Below are 14,651 nucleotides of genomic sequence, written 5' to 3'. Positions count from 1 at the left end.
ACAAAAATATCGTTTAATTCCTCTCCTCATACCCTTAGAAATAACATTTTTAGATTGACAATTTATGCATATTTTAGAGCTTTTTTACAGCCATTTGTAAATAAACCTTTGTTTACTCCCAATATACTATAGTTCGAGAGGTGTTTTAAGCACCCATATTTTTCATTAAGTCTTAAATAATGATATTTTCGGTATAATTAATGATAGATATATCGCTTTGAAGGACATATTATGGAAGTATCTAGTAACTTAAATAGTTTTCAAAACTTACAACAGTTTCAAAAAAAACTTGATACTGCTCCTAATCCTGTTGGCACACAACCAGTAAAAGATGAAGAATCTGTAGTAGGCGATAAGCTTTTATATGAAGGTAGTGATGCTAATTTAGTTCGTAACCAAGAGGGAGATATCGCCCTTACTCCTCAAGCTAAAACAACTCTCTCAAGTGAGCAAGAAACAAGTGCTACACAAGTGCAAGAAGAGACTCAAGCACAACAAGATGCCAAAAGAGAAAATGGTGTTGATTATATAGGCGCTCAATCTAAAAAGTCTCAGGTTGAAATTTATTTAGCAGTTGCGACAGACAATAAAGTAGAGTTTTCGGATGATAAAACTCCAAGTATCATAGAATCTTTACGAGATGTTCAAAGACAAAACAATACGGTTGCGGCATATGCAACATATCAAGAAAATCAGAAAAGCGCGGAATTATTTTAGAATATAGGAGGATGTTATGAATGTTCAAAGTTATTTATTCCAATCACCTTCACCACAACAAGTGCAGGTTGGAAGACTAGATGCTAGTACTATAAAAGAAGAAACAGAATCTAAAACTACGTCAGATGACACAGTAAAAAGTACACAAATAATAGAAGAGGTACAAACGCAAAACACACAAAATCCTTTAGAGACAAATCCGAATCATATTTTAGACATTTACGTTTAATTTTTCAAATCTTTTTTTATTTCCTCTAAAATCCAAGGCCACTCGCCGTACCCACTATCCGCATTTATATGTCCAGCATTCTGTAGTATTTTCATTTCTACATTAAGTGACTTTTGTAATGTCTTCGCTTCATCAATATTCATATATGGATCATCTGTTGAACAAATGAGAAGTGTCTCTTGAGCATTAGTGTTTGTTGGCAATTTTAAAGGAAAAAACTCATCAATCTCTTCTATAAGACAAGTAAAACTTGGAGGAGCCACGAGGTAAAGTTTTTTTACTTCACCTATTTCATTTATTGTATGAAACCATAATGTGTTTGCTAAAGAATGACAAATGACAATATCAGGATTAAAGTTCTCTATTTCATTTTTTAGCTCTTGTTTCCAAATTGCCAAGTCAGGAAAATCAAAATTACTTAGTTTTAAAAAACTCACTGTTCCATACTCTTTTGCAAGTTCACCTGCTAACCAACTTTGCCAATGAGGAAAGTCACTCCCACCCCAACCGTGTAATAATAATATTTTTTTGTTCATCTCTTTCTCTTGTTCTATAATGTAAATAACATTATAGCAAAGTGAATTTTAGCATAAGAATATATAATAGATAATTCATGAAGGATTAAGCTTAATAGGATTAGCATAGCTTATGAAAGAATTTTTTACACTGAAGCTAGTAACGATGCTTACTTGGACTGTTATTGTGTTAATATCTTTAATCCTTGGTGGGTATACCCAGTATCAACATAGTGTGGGAATTGCAAAAGATGTACTAGATGCAAATTTTGATAAGGACCAATCCTTTCGCGCTTGGGGTAGTTCTCACGGAGGTGTTTATGTTCCTGTTGATATACCAAGAACACCACCAAGCCCATATATGAAACATATCAAAGAAAGAGATATTCAAACACCTTCTGGTAAAAAATTAACCTTAATGAATCCAGCATCTATGATACGACAGATGAATAATGAGTGGGTTGGTTTATATGGTTCGAAAGCTCATATTACAGCTTTGGAAATTTTAAATCCAAGTAATATAGCAGATACTTGGGAAAGAAAAGCTCTCAAAGCTTTTAAAAATGAACCCGAACTTAAAGAAGTTATAGAGTTCTCAGATATAGATGGTGTGACTAATATGCGTCTTATTCGGCCAATGCTTGTGGGAGATGGATGTTTGAAATGTCATGGACATCAAAAATCCTATAAAAATACAAAAACTGCTGGTGGGGTAAGTGTAAGTTTACCGATGTCAGGTATTTATTTTTTAGGAATAGAGTCATTGAAAAAAACGGCTTTCATTCATCTATTCTTTTTGTTGATAGGTTTGTTACTAATAAATTTTATTTTTAAAAAAGAAAAAAAGGCGATTGATGAACTAGAACATCTTGCAAACCATGACAATTTAACAGGCTTACCAAATAGACATGCTTATAATGATAAAGTTGAATCTTCGCTGAATGATTCAAGCATAGATAATATTTACATGCTATTTATGGACTTGGATAGTTTTAAAATTATCAATGATACATTAGGACATTCTGTTGGAGATTTACTACTTCAAAATGTTGCAAAAAGGTTAGAAAATAGAATTACAGGGTTTGAGATATTTGCTCGTTTTGGTGGGGATGAATTTGTCTTCCTTTTTACAAATGTCTCTAATTCTACTGCTATTGAAAAAATTACACAAAGAATTCAAAAAGTTTTTGAAGAAGGATTTATGCTAAAAGGCTGTGATGTACATACAAGTGTCTCCATTGGAATTGCTTCATATCCAAATCCGGCAGTAGATGCAAAAGCTTTACTCAGAAATGCGGACATAGCAATGTACTGCGCAAAGCGTGCAGGTAGAAGTCAGTATGCATTTTACGATGAGCAGATGAGTACAAAGTCAAAGGGTGAACTTCGTTTAGAAGGAGAACTTCATAAGGCAATCATTAAGGATGAATTATTTTTACTTTATCAACCTCAAATAGCGTTAGATAGTGAAAAAATTGTAGGAGTAGAGGCACTTATACGTTGGAATAATCCTAAAAGTGGTTTGATTTCACCGATTGTATTTATCCCAATAGCTGAGAATAATGGTTTGATTATTTCAATAGGGGAGTGGATTATAGATCAAGCCTGTAATCAGTTGGCATCTTGGAAGGATACTCCAATGGCTCATTTAACTTTGTCTATAAATATCTCAGCAAAACAGTTACTTCACCAGAATTTACATTCATATATTCGTAAAGCTATTACTAGAACATGTATTAATGGAGGTCTTTTAGAACTTGAAATTACAGAGAGTGTTATTATGGAAAATATCAATGAAACTATAGAAATTCTTAGAGATTTAAAAACACTTGGAATTACCATAGCTATTGATGACTTTGGAACAGGGTATTCTTCTTTAAGTTATTTGAAAAAGCTTCCGATTGATAAATTGAAAATTGATAGAGAGTTCATTAAGGATATTCCAGAAGATAAAGATGATATAGCTATTACAAACGCCATAGTAAGTCTTGCAAAAGCATTAGATTTTAAAATTGTTGCAGAAGGTCCTGAAAGAGGTGAACATGTAGATTTTTTAAAAGAGGTTGGTTGTGATATAGCGCAAGGGTATTACTACTCCAGGCCTATATCCTCAAAGGGAGTTGAAAAGTTTTTAAACTAAGTTTTTAAAGTTTTTTAGACTTAGAAGTCTAATACTTTCGCTCTTGAGTGATTTGAGTTCATTTGAGAATCCATTTTTTGAAACAAGTACAAAAATATCTGCATCAATCTTGGCTTTTTTACAATCTTCTTGAAGTTTTGTAAGTACGCTTTTATTCATTTTAGCGTTTGTGTATTTTGAAATCCCAGCTATAACTTTCCCAGATGCAGTTTTACCATAAATTTCTAATTCAATTTCATTATCCCAATAACTACCTATCTCTTTAATCGGGTCTTCTTTAGCGTTGATTTTAAGAACTTCATGTGAAAGCTCAGCGAATGTAAGTTGGATAAATTCACTTTCTCTATTTGCAAAACGCTCCTTTACTTCTTTATAATCCCCATCTCTTACACCTTTAAAAAGTGGGGAAACAAAGGCAAACCAAAAACGTAAAAATGGTGAAGTGAAAAAAAGTTTGTTTGAAATCTTTTCTCCATCTTCTTCTTCCCATGTGGTAAACACTTTTTTAGATTTATCTAGTCGTATGACACCTGCTTCACATAACTCTTCTATTGCTCTGTCTCCAACTTCTTTTGAGGTGTTCGCACGTTTGTAGGCTGTATGAGTTTTTCCATCGCCCATCGCGATACCGGTAAGTATAGAGTGGTAGAGAGGCATACCAGTCGTAAGTTCTGTTATATCATTACGAATGTATCGGAAGTCTGGAAGTATCAGCTTTTCTATGAGGCTGTATGTTGGTTGCGTAGTGTCAATCTTTTCCCATTCAACGGCACCGAAAACTGCAAATTTTTCTATTGCGTCTTCAAAATTTTTAGGATTATGTTCTTTATAGAATGAACGAAATTGTTGGAGTAATGTTTGTGTACTTAAAATGATGATAAAGCCTTTTGCTATATGTAATGTGAAATTATACTCTAAAAGTGGATGATTACTCGAGTGCCTTTGTTTTCTTGTGAATGAACGTTGATACTGTACTCATATTCTTTTACAATACTATCGACTATACTAAGCCCAATTCCAAAGCCACCAGCGTAGCTAGAGGCTCTTGCAAAACGTTTAAAAATCATGTTAATTTTATCTTGCGCAATACCAATACCCTCATCTTTAATGCTAAAAGAGTTCTCTTTAAGATCAATGATAATTTTTGTATTTGGTGGTGAATACTTGATGGCATTACTGAGTAGGTTGTTGATAAGCATTTTGGCTTTAGAGGGTGATATATGTAAAGAACACTGTGTATGTGTAAATTCTAAGGTCATTTTTTTCTTACTGAGTAACTCATTGAAGTATTCAATGGAGTTTTGAACAACATCATCAAAGTTTAGATCTTCATCTTTTTCACTACTAGTATCAAAGTTTAAAAAAGTTAAAGAAGCATATATCTCATATAGTTGTTTTGTACTTATGGAGATATTTGTAACAATCTTCTTATCATAAGATTCTTTTTCTTTTATTCTAGAGGTGCTCATCATGAGTGCAGAGATAGGAGTGTTAAGCTCATGGGTTGTGTCTTTTATGAAGTTTTCAACTTCTTGCATTTTATCTTTAAGAGGTTTTAAAAACATGTAAGAAAGAAGTACTGCGATAAGTATAATAATAAGTGCTACCATAAGAGCAGTATAGGCAACTGTGTTTTTTAACTTAGCAACATTGAAAGAACACTCATTACTTTGAATAACAATATATTCAAGTCCAAGATGACCACCCAGTGTTTTAGAGATAAGAGAGAAGGTCATTTCCTCTTTATAATAATCTTTTGAAAAATCAACCGGGCGAAGCAAAGAACCATACTTTAGATTTTTATTTATGTCAAATAGTGCAATATTGGCGTAAGGAAAACCTTGAAGTTTTAATTCTTTTTTCATCAAGTCTGCATAAATTACATCTGCAACAATTTTGTTTGAAGTGTTGTTCATCTTATGAAAATTGGAGTTCATTTCTGTGGAGAGTTGCGCCGTAAAAAACCAATATGAGGCTAAAGATAAAAATATAAAAGAGGAGATAAGATAAAGTGATAGGAATGAGTAAAATGATTTTTTTGTTATCTTATTCATAAATATACCCTGAGCCCCTGAGCGTACTAATCTTTCCTTTGCCGATGAGTTCGCGTAGGGTTCTTATATGAGAGCGAATCGTAGCATCACTTGGCAAGTGATCAAAATCCCAAAGATTTTGAATAAGTTCATCGTTACTTATGACTCGTTGTGTATTTCTAACAAAGTAGAGTAAGATTGCGCTGTCTTTTGTACTAAGAGAGATTTGAATTTTATTTTTGAGAAGTGTTTTTTCTTCTGGTAAAAAAGAAATGTCTGGTGTAATTTGTATTTCATTTTTTGTGTGTATATTAAAAAGCTTTTGTGTGTTTTGGATACGAACTTTTAACTCCGGAAGTTCAAAAGGTTTTTTGATGTAGTCGTGTGCCCCAGCCTCAAAAGCCTCTTCTAGGTGTTTAGTATCTGTGTAGGCGGTAATAATGATAGCAGGAGTAGTGTTATTAAACTCCCTTAATTCTCGTAAAAGTTCAAGTCCACTTTTACCTGCTACATTGATATCAAAGATGAAAAGACCATACTTATTAGATTCAAGTTTTACATATACTTCTTTGGAATCGTAGGCATAATCAACATCCCAAGATTCATTGAGATAGTCTAAAAGTATATCGGATAATACAGGGTCGTCTTCCATAAGTAATACTTTCATGGTAATAGCCTTTTTAAGTTCACTTCTTCCGTTAGTAATATAAGTGTATCATATTTTAAATGTTTTGAGAAATAAAGATCATACACAAACATTACACAAAACTTTTGTAAAATACTAAAAGTTTAATTTAAAACAAGGGTAAAAAGATGAAAAAGTTTAGTTTAACTGCGCTTATTGCTGGTGCTGTATTATTTGTTTCAATGGGAGCAACATCATTAAGTGCTGAGGCTATGAAATGTGGTGCTGGGAAATGTGGCGCGGCAATGGAAAAACCAGCGTGTTGTAAAACACCAGCTACGGAGCTTAAAAAACCGGCATGTTGTGAAGCGAAAGCTGCTGGAAAAGCATGTCAATGTGACGCAAATGTGAAGTGTTCGTGTAAAGATAAAACTAACTGTATATGTCCAGCAGGGAAGAAAGCTCCTAAAGCTGCTATGAAATGTGGGCCAGGAAAATGTGGTGGGTCAATGGCTAAACCAGCTCCAAAAGAAGCAATGAAATGTGGAACAGGGAAGTGTGGTTGAGTTTTACTCAACCTTCCTTAAACGTTTTGATCAGCATATAACTCTGCGATATACATAAACTCATCTTGACACTCTAGAAATGCATCAACCATGATAGGATCAAAATGTGTACCTCTTCCATCAATAATTATTTGTATAGTATCTTCATAGGAAAAAGCTTCTTTGTATACCCTTTTATTTATAAGTGCATCATAGACATCAGCAAGAGCCATTAAACGAGCCTCAATAGGTATCTCTAAACCTTTTATAGCTTCTGGGTATCCACTGCCATCCCATTTTTCGTGATGGTAGTGCGCTATATTTCTCCCAGTAATAAAGAAATCATTTGCACTATAGCTATTTATGGCATTGTTTATAATATGCACACCTAACATTGGATGTGTTTTCATAACTTCAAATTCCATGGTAGTCAATTTTCCAGGTTTTTTCAAAATGGAGTCTGGAATTCCAACCTTACCTAAGTCATGAAGAGGTGCAGTTCTGTATATAATCTCTATTTTTGTAGGCGATAATTGATCTCTGAAGTGACCTTTTTTATAGAGATGCTGCGCCAAACGTTTTACATACTCTTTTGTTCTGACAATGTGCGCGCCAGTTTCTATATCATGAACTTCGGCAACATGAACCATGCTATCTAAAAGTGCTATGTGCGATTTGTTAAGCTCTTCTATATACAATTTTCTTTCAAAAATTTCAAAAATAATCTCTAAAATAGTAATAATAAAAAAATGCAGTACAAATGGAATAAGAAAGTAACCTAAGGAGATATAAATCCCATCACTACAGTGAAGCAGAGTAAGGAAAAAAGAGACTATTATTGTTCCTGTGAATAAAACAATAGTACTTACGTTACGCTCTGTAAATAATAAGAACAGCATAATAGTACTTAGAATGAAGGAAAGAACAAGATTTATATTTTTGTACTTCTGCGGTTGTACCATTAAGGTACCATTGAGTATATTGTCTATCAGCGTGACATGTATTTGTACTCCAGCCATACTTTTTCCACTTGGGGTAATAACTTGGTCATGAAGTGCTACTGCGGATGAACCTATAATGATTATTTTTCCAGTTAAGTCGTCTTGGGAGACATTATCGTTAAGAATATCAAGTGCAGATATTTTTTTATACCAATTATCTTCATAGTAGTTAAGTAGTACATTAGAATTTTTATCCATAGAGATAGTATGATTTAAAAAATTCATTGTGTTATCAGTAGTAGAGTATATTTTAGAATCAATATTTTGGAGTATTGCTAAAGCTAATGTTGGGATTGTCTGCTCATTATATTCTCTAAAAAGAGGCATACGACGGAGGATTCCATCTTCATCTTTTGATGTGTTAATAAACCCAAAATTGTTTGAAGCATTACTTAATAAAGGTGTATTACATAATATATAAGAGGAATTTTGAAGCTCTAGCCCTTGTACACTTAAATCAATTCCTTTGATAGATGGGCATTCATTATTAATTTTAGAGGTATCACTAAGATAAATACTTAATGCACTTTGGGTGTTTTTAATTGCATTAGCAAAGAGTAGGTCATTGTTTTGTAGTTTTTCGTCTAATCCATGAATACTTGCATCAATATGAAGAAATTCTTTGTAAAAGGAAAGAATTTCAAGAGGTGAAGTTCTGTCTTTCTCAGGAAAGACGATATCTAAACCAACAGAACTTGGATTGTAGGTATTTATTTTACTTAAAAGTTTTGCTAGCATAATTCTTGGCCATGGCCATTGGCCAAGTGTACTTAAGCTTTTTTCATCAATATCTACAATAACTACGTGGGATGTACCATCTGTAGATTTTGTTGAAAATAAATCTTTGGTAATATCATATATTTTATAGTCTACATTTCTTATAAAATTATTATTATTGGAATAGAAGTGTGTGATAGATATTGTAAAAAATATAATAATGTAAAGATATAACTTATATTTTTTTAATGAATTAATATCTTAACCTTTACTCTTAGTATTTAGATAAACTATTTTAGCATAAAGTTAGTAAAAATGATTTTATATTATTTTTACTAACTAGTTATTATAATCTTAATCTCATTGCATCTTCTGCAAATATTACTTCACCATTAAATACATTCTTTATGATTTTAAGGCTTTCTTTTTCGTGCACTAAAGTACGTTTCATTCTATGAGAAAGAACTACTTTTTTTACAGTTGATTGAGATGCAATTGTAGCAATTTGAGATGGTTCCATATGTAAATCTTTAGCAAATTTTCCAGAGTGAGATGTGATAGCATGGTGTGCTATAAAAAGGTCTGCATTTTTTGTGAGGGCGCTGAGGTTTTCATTTTTATTGTTTGTGTCCCCACTAATTACAATGCTTTTCCCATCCACATTAATTCTAAGAGCAAGGGATGGGACTATTCCATGGTGTACGTTAATGAGTTGAAGCTCAAACATTTTATATTTTTTTGTAAGAATAGTGTTTGAATTGACTTCAAGTGGAATAATCTGGAAGGAGTCACTTTGTGGAGTGAGAACATCTTGCATATATTTGTATGCACCATCCGAGCCAAACAACTTTAGTAAATATTCTGAAATAGAAGGAAAAGATTCATTTCCAAAAGGCCCGACAATTTCTAGTACCTCACCTCGAGAACTAAAAAAACCAGCTTTGACAAAAGAAGGTAAATCAACGCTATGGTCTATGTGAAGATGTGTTAAAACTACAGCCTCTAATGTTTTTAGTTTTGCATTTGATTTTTCAAAACCAAGCATAGAACCGCTGCCCATATCTACAAGTAATTTTGCTTCACCATCAATCCAAAGTATGTAAGAACTACTAGCCCTTCCATCAAGCTCTGGTCCACCGGAACCTAAAATTTCTATCTCTATTTTTTGAGCAAAAAGAGTACTTAGTAAAAGAAAAAAGAAAAGAAAAAATTTCACTTTAGTGTTTTAACTCAAATATAAGGTTTTGGGCTAAAGTGACATTGTTGCTAGAACCCTCAATGGCTTGTTTAGTATCTTCCACAAGTTGCATCATGTCTGCTTTAATTGTCTCAGAATCTTTGAGTTGCATATCTATACATTTAAGAGCGATGGAGACCTCTTCTTTATTGTTAGAAGCATTAGATCCAAGTTCTTCTAAGATTCCAACAGTTTTTTCGGCGAGTGAAACGCTATTTTGTATACTCTTTTGCATAACTTCTTGACGTTCCATAACATCATTTGATATACCCATGATGAGACGCATTTCAAGTTGTACTTGATCAGCTGATTTATTTGTACTATCTGCAAGTTTTCTGACTTCGGTTGCAACTACTGCAAATCCACGACCATGTTCACCTGCACGTGCAGCTTCAATAGCGGCATTTAAAGCTAGAAGATTTGTCTGATCTGCTATATCTTTAATGGAAGCCACTAAATTACTAATACCGTTTATTTTTCCATAAAGCTCTGAAATTTGTTCTTGAAATTCATTTGTGAGTTCGTGGTTACTCTCAAGAGCGCTGGCTAAAAGGTTAATGTGTTGATTACTTTGAGAAGTTGAACTCAAGGTGTCATTAGCAATAGTGTCTGATTTTTGAGTTATATTTTTGATCTCTATAGATTGGGAGATAAATCCATCAACCATACTCTTTGTATTTTCTATACTCCCGAGACGTTTTTTAGAAGATTCATTTACTTTCTTAGCATTGTTACAGATTGTAGTTGCAGTTTCTAACGAATTTTGTGCAAGTATGGAGTCTAGCATTTGCGCTTTTTGCTCAAGTTCTTTTATTCTTGATTCTTGAGTAATAATTTCACCATGTTTTAGTTTAATTCCGAACAATGTGCAGCCTTTATTTTAGATTCCAGTGAGTTTTTATGCCACATTGTGGACACTCAGGGATGAGTTCATCTTTATGAACATGTATTTCTTGTGGACAAAGTTTACATTCTAAATCAGCTTCGATGATAGCTTTTGTACCTATGTGGAACTCTACTTTCATAGCAGTTGCAGTATATGTTGTTACGCTATAGGGTACAACATAGGTAAGGAGAAGTTTTACAAAGTTAAGTGTTTCTATGTCAAGGCTAAGTAAACTAGAACCTTGATTAATAAAATTAAGTAAAGTGCCAACAATAAGTGCAACTTTTAATGCTCTGCTTATAATTGGTGAAGATGTAGCAATGTCACAATAAATCTTGAAGTGCTTCACACTCATGAAATATCCTGAAATTTATCTCTAATGACTAAAAAGTCATCTAAGTTATTGAGAAATAAGTCTATGAGTTTTGGGTCAAAATGTTTGCCACGTTCCTCTTTAAAAAGCTTGAGTATTTTATCAAGTTCCCAAGCTTTTTTATATACTCGCTCACTTCCAAGTGCATCAAAAACATCAGCCACAGCAGTAATACGAGCATAAATATGAATATCTTCACCACTAAGAGCTCTTGGATAACCTGAACCATCCCACTTTTCATGATGTTCATTAGCTACTATTGCCGCAGCTTTAAGGATAGGCTTATTTGAACTTTTAAGCATTTCGTAGCCGAGCTCTGCGTGGGTTTGCATAATTTTCCATTCATCAAGGTCTAATTTTCGTGGAGCATTTAAAACAGCATCAGGTATACCAACTTTACCTATATCGTGCATTGGTGAAGCCATATGTAATGTATCTGCTGCTTCAAAAGAAAGTCCATAGAGTAGCGCTAATTCTTTTGAATAGAGTGCTACTCTTTTGACATGGTTCCCTGTTTCTTTAGAACGAGTTTCGCCAATTTCACCCATAGCGTAGATTACTTCCCTTTGTGTATCTTCTATCTCGTGATTGAGTTGGATAACTTCTGTTACATCGGTAAGGTATGTAAGTAAAATCTTTTCTTCTTTTAGCCCCTGTAGCTCTATTTGGTAGAATTTATTTTGATGCTCAAACATAATAGTTTCTATTGTTGAGTGCTCGGTAAGTGCTTGTGCATTTGTGATACCTAAACACTTTGTGGAAACTATATCAGGTAATTTTCTTGCCGCAGCAGAGTTTTTAAAGACTAAGTCTTCTTTTTCATTAAATATAAAAACAGCAGAAGGATTATGTTTTGGTAAAAAAGTTAGATAATAGTTTTTTGAACTAAACCTTTCATTTACTTTTAAAAAATAATAAGTAAAGCAAAATTTGTTAAATCCCGTATAGTAAAGAAAAGCACTTACTATGGCTAAGGCATAACACGAAATATAGATAGCATAGAACAAAATAACAGTGGCTACAAGAATTCTTATAAAAGAATCTAAAGGTTTTACGTTATACCCATGTTTAGCAAACATTACATATCTCCTTGCTTGTCTATATGTGCGAAGAGTATAGCATAAACAATACTCTTAGAAGGTTGAGATTGATACACACAAACTACACACTTAAGGAGTACAATTTTTAAATACTTAAAGCTACAGGAGCTTATTATGAAATGCAAACAAACTTATATGGAATTTTCTCGTTTGAGTGAATACGGAACATCTTTATCATTACTTTTGGCAAGATTTGCGGTGGCGTATGGTTTTTATGAACCAGCAATGATGAAATGGGGTGGTATCGAGAATGTAGCCTCTTGGTTTGGAACTATGGGAATCCCCTTTCCAACCTTAAATGCCTACATGGCAGCAAGTACTGAAGCCGCTGGTGTTATTTTACTTACACTCGGGTTTATGACGCGCTTTATCTCTATCCCATTGATCGTTATTATGTTAGTAGCAATCTTCATGGTGCATTTGCCTCATGGCTTTTCAGCAGGAGAAAATGGGTTTGAAATACCTTTATACTATATGTTGTTCTTATTTATTTTCTTAACAAATGGCGCAGGAAAATTTTCTTTAGATAGATTGATATTTGGCGATAAAAGTTAGACAGTATGGAGGCCTTACTTCAATTTAGTGACAATTTGGGCGCGTATGATTTTGCAATATTGACCTTTTTACTCAAGGCTTCTATGGTAGTATTTTTTCTTTTGGCTTTGTTTATTCTTATCTATGATAGATTTATCCAAAGAGAAGACCAACTCCTTATTAATTACCCGCTTATTGGGAGAATGCGTTACTTATTTTATTTACTTCGAGACCCAATGCGTCAGTATTTTGGTGATGAGAAGTTCTATGAATCTTTTGATAAAGTGAAGTGGGTATATGACTCTGCTGAGAATAAATCTGCATACACTTCCTTTTCTCCTGGGCAACCTCAAAAATCTGCAAGACTTTCTATTAAAAATGTAAATTGTGTTCTAAATACAGAGGATGTGAGTGATGATTTCTCTGTAGTTTTTGGGTCAACTTCACCAAATCCTTTTAGAACAAAGTCTGTCTTTGGCCGAAGTGCTATGAGTGATGGAGCAATTTCCCCTGAGGGAACACGTGCTTTTTCTAAGGGTGCATATTTAGGTCAATTTCCTATAAATACAGGTGAAGGTAGTTTAACTTCTAATTTTTTATATACACATATGTATAACAAAGATGACAACTGCTACATGGACGTCAAGGAAGGGACATTTTTTGCTAAAAGCGTGTACAAAATAATCAAGTTTTTTTCTAATAAAGCGATAGGACAAAGAATATACAAACACCTTGTTATTCATTCCCCTGATTATGAGAGTTATCTCTTTGATTCTGATGCTATAGTTTGTTATAGAGTAAATTGGAATGCTTCTTTAGAATCTTTTCCCACACATGTTCCCTCAGATATACCAGACATAATATTTCAAATAGGAAGTGGACTCTATGGGGTACGAAATGAAGAAGGAAATTTCGATGAGTTAAGATACAAAAAAACGATGTGTTTTGCGAAAATGACAGAAATAAAAATGGCACAGGGTGCTAAACAAACAGGTGGAAAATTACTAGCCTCAAAGGTAAGTGAATCTGTAGCATATTACCGTGGGGTTGAAGCACACAAAGATCTGTTTTCACCAAATCAATTTCCATTTTCGTCATCACTTGAAGAGCTATTTACTTTTATAGGTAGATTAAAAAAGATTTCACAAAAACCAGTTGGAGTAAAGATAGTAATCTCTTCTCAAGACTCTTTTACTGAGTATGCAAACCTTATCAAAAAGAAAATTGATGAAGGCTCAAATGATTACCCAGATTTTATGACTATAGATGGGGGAGATGGTGGAAGTGGAGCAGCTCCACTTGAGATGATGATGACAGTTGGGATGATAATTGCAAAAGCTTTATATATTGCGGACACTACGCTTAGAAAAGTTGGAGTACGAGAGAAGGTAAAACTTATAGCAAGTGAGAAAGTTTTGACACCAGATGATGCAGTAGTCCTTTTTGGAATTGGGGCTGATTATGTAGCGATTGCAAGAGCATTTATGATGAGTGCTGGATGTATTCGTGCGAGGGAGTGTTCTGGTGCTAATGGTAGGGATTGTCCTGTGGGGCTTGCCACACAAAACAAAGCAAAACGCGCCTCTTTTTTAACCGAACAAAAAGCAAAAAATGTAGCGAGATATCATGGACAACTAGTATATGGACTACGTAACTTATTAGCTATAATGGGCATTAATCATATCTCTAAATTGGATAAGAGCAATCTCATCTTTAAAGATCATACCGGAAAAACCTATATGAATGTAGATAGATATTTTAAAGAAAGTATAGTTGACTAAGTGTATTAGTATAGCAATTTACAAGAAAAGGTTTAAAGGTACATTAAAATAAAGAAGAAACTGTGTATATAAAGGGCATATGAATAAGTTAGGATATATTGGGGATGTATTTACTAAGATTCATAATGACCCTTTCTTTTAGCAAGAAGTTCGAGATAACTGAACCTTTACCTACTGGGTGCTTATATTAACAAAAAAAGCGTGAATAAACTCTTTAA

Annotated in this window: 14 protein-coding genes and 2 pseudogenes; 6 read left to right on the top strand and 10 right to left on the bottom strand. The window is 33.5% G+C overall.

Annotation, left to right across the window (positions count from 1 at the left end):
* Nucleotides 1–231 precede the first annotated feature (231 nt).
* Nucleotides 232–717: a hypothetical protein gene (locus tag ACI9TV_RS03835; protein ID WP_415249433.1), complete on the top strand. Its 486-nt coding sequence runs from the start codon at nucleotides 232–234 to the stop codon at nucleotides 715–717.
* 16 nt (nucleotides 718–733) lie between these two features.
* On the top strand, nucleotides 734–946 hold the full coding sequence (locus ACI9TV_RS03830) for a hypothetical protein (RefSeq protein WP_415249432.1): 213 nt from the start codon (nucleotides 734–736) through the stop codon (nucleotides 944–946).
* Here the strand turns inward: ACI9TV_RS03830 and ACI9TV_RS03825 are convergent.
* Nucleotides 943–1,482 carry an RBBP9/YdeN family alpha/beta hydrolase gene (locus tag ACI9TV_RS03825; protein ID WP_415249431.1) on the bottom strand — a complete coding sequence of 180 codons (540 nt, stop codon included), beginning with the start codon at nucleotides 1,480–1,482 and terminating at the stop codon, nucleotides 943–945. The genes ACI9TV_RS03830 and ACI9TV_RS03825 overlap by 4 nt on opposite strands.
* A gap of 112 nt (nucleotides 1,483–1,594) precedes the next feature.
* Between ACI9TV_RS03825 and ACI9TV_RS03820 the strand changes: the two genes are divergently transcribed.
* A complete protein-coding gene (locus tag ACI9TV_RS03820; RefSeq protein WP_415249430.1) occupies nucleotides 1,595–3,601 on the top strand; it encodes an EAL domain-containing protein in 2,007 nt (668 codons plus the stop codon).
* On the opposite strand, the gene ACI9TV_RS03815 is transcribed toward ACI9TV_RS03820, so the two are convergent.
* The 3 genes from ACI9TV_RS03815 to ACI9TV_RS03805 form a co-directional block, all read right to left on the bottom strand.
* A complete protein-coding gene (locus tag ACI9TV_RS03815; RefSeq protein ID WP_415249429.1) occupies nucleotides 3,593–4,258 on the bottom strand; it encodes a DUF234 domain-containing protein in 666 nt (221 codons plus the stop codon). The two genes, ACI9TV_RS03820 and ACI9TV_RS03815, sit on opposite strands and share 9 nt — an antisense overlap.
* Before the next feature lie 257 nt (nucleotides 4,259–4,515).
* Nucleotides 4,516–5,655: a sensor histidine kinase gene (locus tag ACI9TV_RS03810; RefSeq protein ID WP_415249428.1), complete on the bottom strand. Its 1,140-nt coding sequence runs from the start codon at nucleotides 5,653–5,655 to the stop codon at nucleotides 4,516–4,518.
* A complete protein-coding gene (locus ACI9TV_RS03805) occupies nucleotides 5,648–6,301 on the bottom strand; it encodes a response regulator transcription factor (RefSeq protein WP_415249427.1) in 654 nt (217 codons plus the stop codon). Before ACI9TV_RS03805 ends, ACI9TV_RS03810 begins: the two co-directional genes overlap by 8 nt.
* A gap of 146 nt (nucleotides 6,302–6,447) precedes the next feature.
* Between ACI9TV_RS03805 and ACI9TV_RS03800 the strand changes: the two genes are divergently transcribed.
* Nucleotides 6,448–6,825: a hypothetical protein gene (locus ACI9TV_RS03800; RefSeq protein WP_415249426.1), complete on the top strand. Its 378-nt coding sequence runs from the start codon at nucleotides 6,448–6,450 to the stop codon at nucleotides 6,823–6,825.
* A 17-nt stretch (nucleotides 6,826–6,842) separates the two neighbouring features.
* Here ACI9TV_RS03800 and ACI9TV_RS03795 read toward each other — a convergent pair whose 3' ends face one another.
* From ACI9TV_RS03795 to ACI9TV_RS03770, 6 genes and pseudogenes are all read right to left on the bottom strand, one after another.
* A complete protein-coding gene (locus tag ACI9TV_RS03795; RefSeq protein ID WP_415249435.1) occupies nucleotides 6,843–8,720 on the bottom strand; it encodes a CHASE2 domain-containing protein in 1,878 nt (625 codons plus the stop codon).
* A 148-nt stretch (nucleotides 8,721–8,868) separates the two neighbouring features.
* Nucleotides 8,869–9,738 carry an MBL fold metallo-hydrolase gene (locus ACI9TV_RS03790; RefSeq protein WP_415249425.1) on the bottom strand — a complete coding sequence of 290 codons (870 nt, stop codon included), beginning with the start codon at nucleotides 9,736–9,738 and terminating at the stop codon, nucleotides 8,869–8,871.
* Nucleotide 9,739: 1 nt separating this feature from the next.
* Nucleotides 9,740–10,426 (bottom strand): methyl-accepting chemotaxis protein, encoded by a 687-nt coding sequence (locus tag ACI9TV_RS03785; RefSeq protein ID WP_415249434.1) that lies wholly within the window; start codon nucleotides 10,424–10,426, stop codon nucleotides 9,740–9,742.
* 208 nt (nucleotides 10,427–10,634) lie between these two features.
* Nucleotides 10,635–11,000: a nitrate/nitrite transporter NrtS gene (gene nrtS / locus ACI9TV_RS03780; RefSeq protein WP_415249424.1), complete on the bottom strand. Its 366-nt coding sequence runs from the start codon at nucleotides 10,998–11,000 to the stop codon at nucleotides 10,635–10,637.
* Nucleotides 10,997–11,632 (bottom strand): annotated as a pseudogene (locus ACI9TV_RS03775) (HD-GYP domain-containing protein); the annotation flags it as partial. The gene nrtS and the pseudogene ACI9TV_RS03775, both read right to left, overlap by 4 nt.
* A gap of 291 nt (nucleotides 11,633–11,923) precedes the next feature.
* Nucleotides 11,924–12,097 (bottom strand): annotated as a pseudogene (locus ACI9TV_RS03770) (YgaP-like transmembrane domain); the annotation flags it as partial.
* 135 nt (nucleotides 12,098–12,232) lie between these two features.
* Between ACI9TV_RS03770 and ACI9TV_RS03765 the strand changes: the two are divergent.
* On the top strand, nucleotides 12,233–12,673 hold the full coding sequence (locus ACI9TV_RS03765) for a DoxX family protein (RefSeq protein ID WP_415249423.1): 441 nt from the start codon (nucleotides 12,233–12,235) through the stop codon (nucleotides 12,671–12,673).
* A 5-nt stretch (nucleotides 12,674–12,678) separates the two neighbouring features.
* On the top strand, nucleotides 12,679–14,433 hold the full coding sequence (locus ACI9TV_RS03760; RefSeq protein WP_415249422.1) for a glutamate synthase-related protein: 1,755 nt from the start codon (nucleotides 12,679–12,681) through the stop codon (nucleotides 14,431–14,433).
* Nucleotides 14,434–14,651: the final 218 nt, after the last annotated feature.

Origin of the sequence: Sulfurimonas sp. (assembly GCF_047622445.1) — a bacterium.
Lineage (GTDB): Bacteria > Campylobacterota > Campylobacteria > Campylobacterales > Sulfurimonadaceae > Sulfurimonas.
Note: the sequence above shows the minus strand (reverse complement) of the source record. Positions and strands in the feature narration are given on the sequence as shown.

What these genes read in the sequence shown, in the direction of transcription:
- ACI9TV_RS03810 (WP_415249428.1), bottom strand. Translation starts at nt 5,655, where the DNA reads ATGAATAAGATAACAAAAAAATCATTTTACTCATTCCTATCACTTTAT.
- ACI9TV_RS03800 (WP_415249426.1), top strand. Translation starts at nt 6,448, where the DNA reads ATGAAAAAGTTTAGTTTAACTGCGCTTATTGCTGGTGCTGTATTATTT.
- ACI9TV_RS03785 (WP_415249434.1), bottom strand. Translation starts at nt 10,426, where the DNA reads ATGGTTGATGGATTTATCTCCCAATCTATAGAGATCAAAAATATAACT.
- nrtS (WP_415249424.1), bottom strand. Translation starts at nt 11,000, where the DNA reads ATGAGTGTGAAGCACTTCAAGATTTATTGTGACATTGCTACATCTTCA.
- ACI9TV_RS03765 (WP_415249423.1), top strand. Translation starts at nt 12,233, where the DNA reads ATGAAATGCAAACAAACTTATATGGAATTTTCTCGTTTGAGTGAATAC.
- ACI9TV_RS03760 (WP_415249422.1), top strand. Translation starts at nt 12,679, where the DNA reads ATGGAGGCCTTACTTCAATTTAGTGACAATTTGGGCGCGTATGATTTT.
- ACI9TV_RS03830 (WP_415249432.1), top strand. Translation starts at nt 734, where the DNA reads ATGAATGTTCAAAGTTATTTATTCCAATCACCTTCACCACAACAAGTG.
- ACI9TV_RS03815 (WP_415249429.1), bottom strand. Translation starts at nt 4,258, where the DNA reads ATGCCTCTCTACCACTCTATACTTACCGGTATCGCGATGGGCGATGGA.
- ACI9TV_RS03825 (WP_415249431.1), bottom strand. Translation starts at nt 1,482, where the DNA reads ATGAACAAAAAAATATTATTATTACACGGTTGGGGTGGGAGTGACTTT.
- ACI9TV_RS03835 (WP_415249433.1), top strand. Translation starts at nt 232, where the DNA reads ATGGAAGTATCTAGTAACTTAAATAGTTTTCAAAACTTACAACAGTTT.
- ACI9TV_RS03805 (WP_415249427.1), bottom strand. Translation starts at nt 6,301, where the DNA reads ATGAAAGTATTACTTATGGAAGACGACCCTGTATTATCCGATATACTT.
- ACI9TV_RS03820 (WP_415249430.1), top strand. Translation starts at nt 1,595, where the DNA reads ATGAAAGAATTTTTTACACTGAAGCTAGTAACGATGCTTACTTGGACT.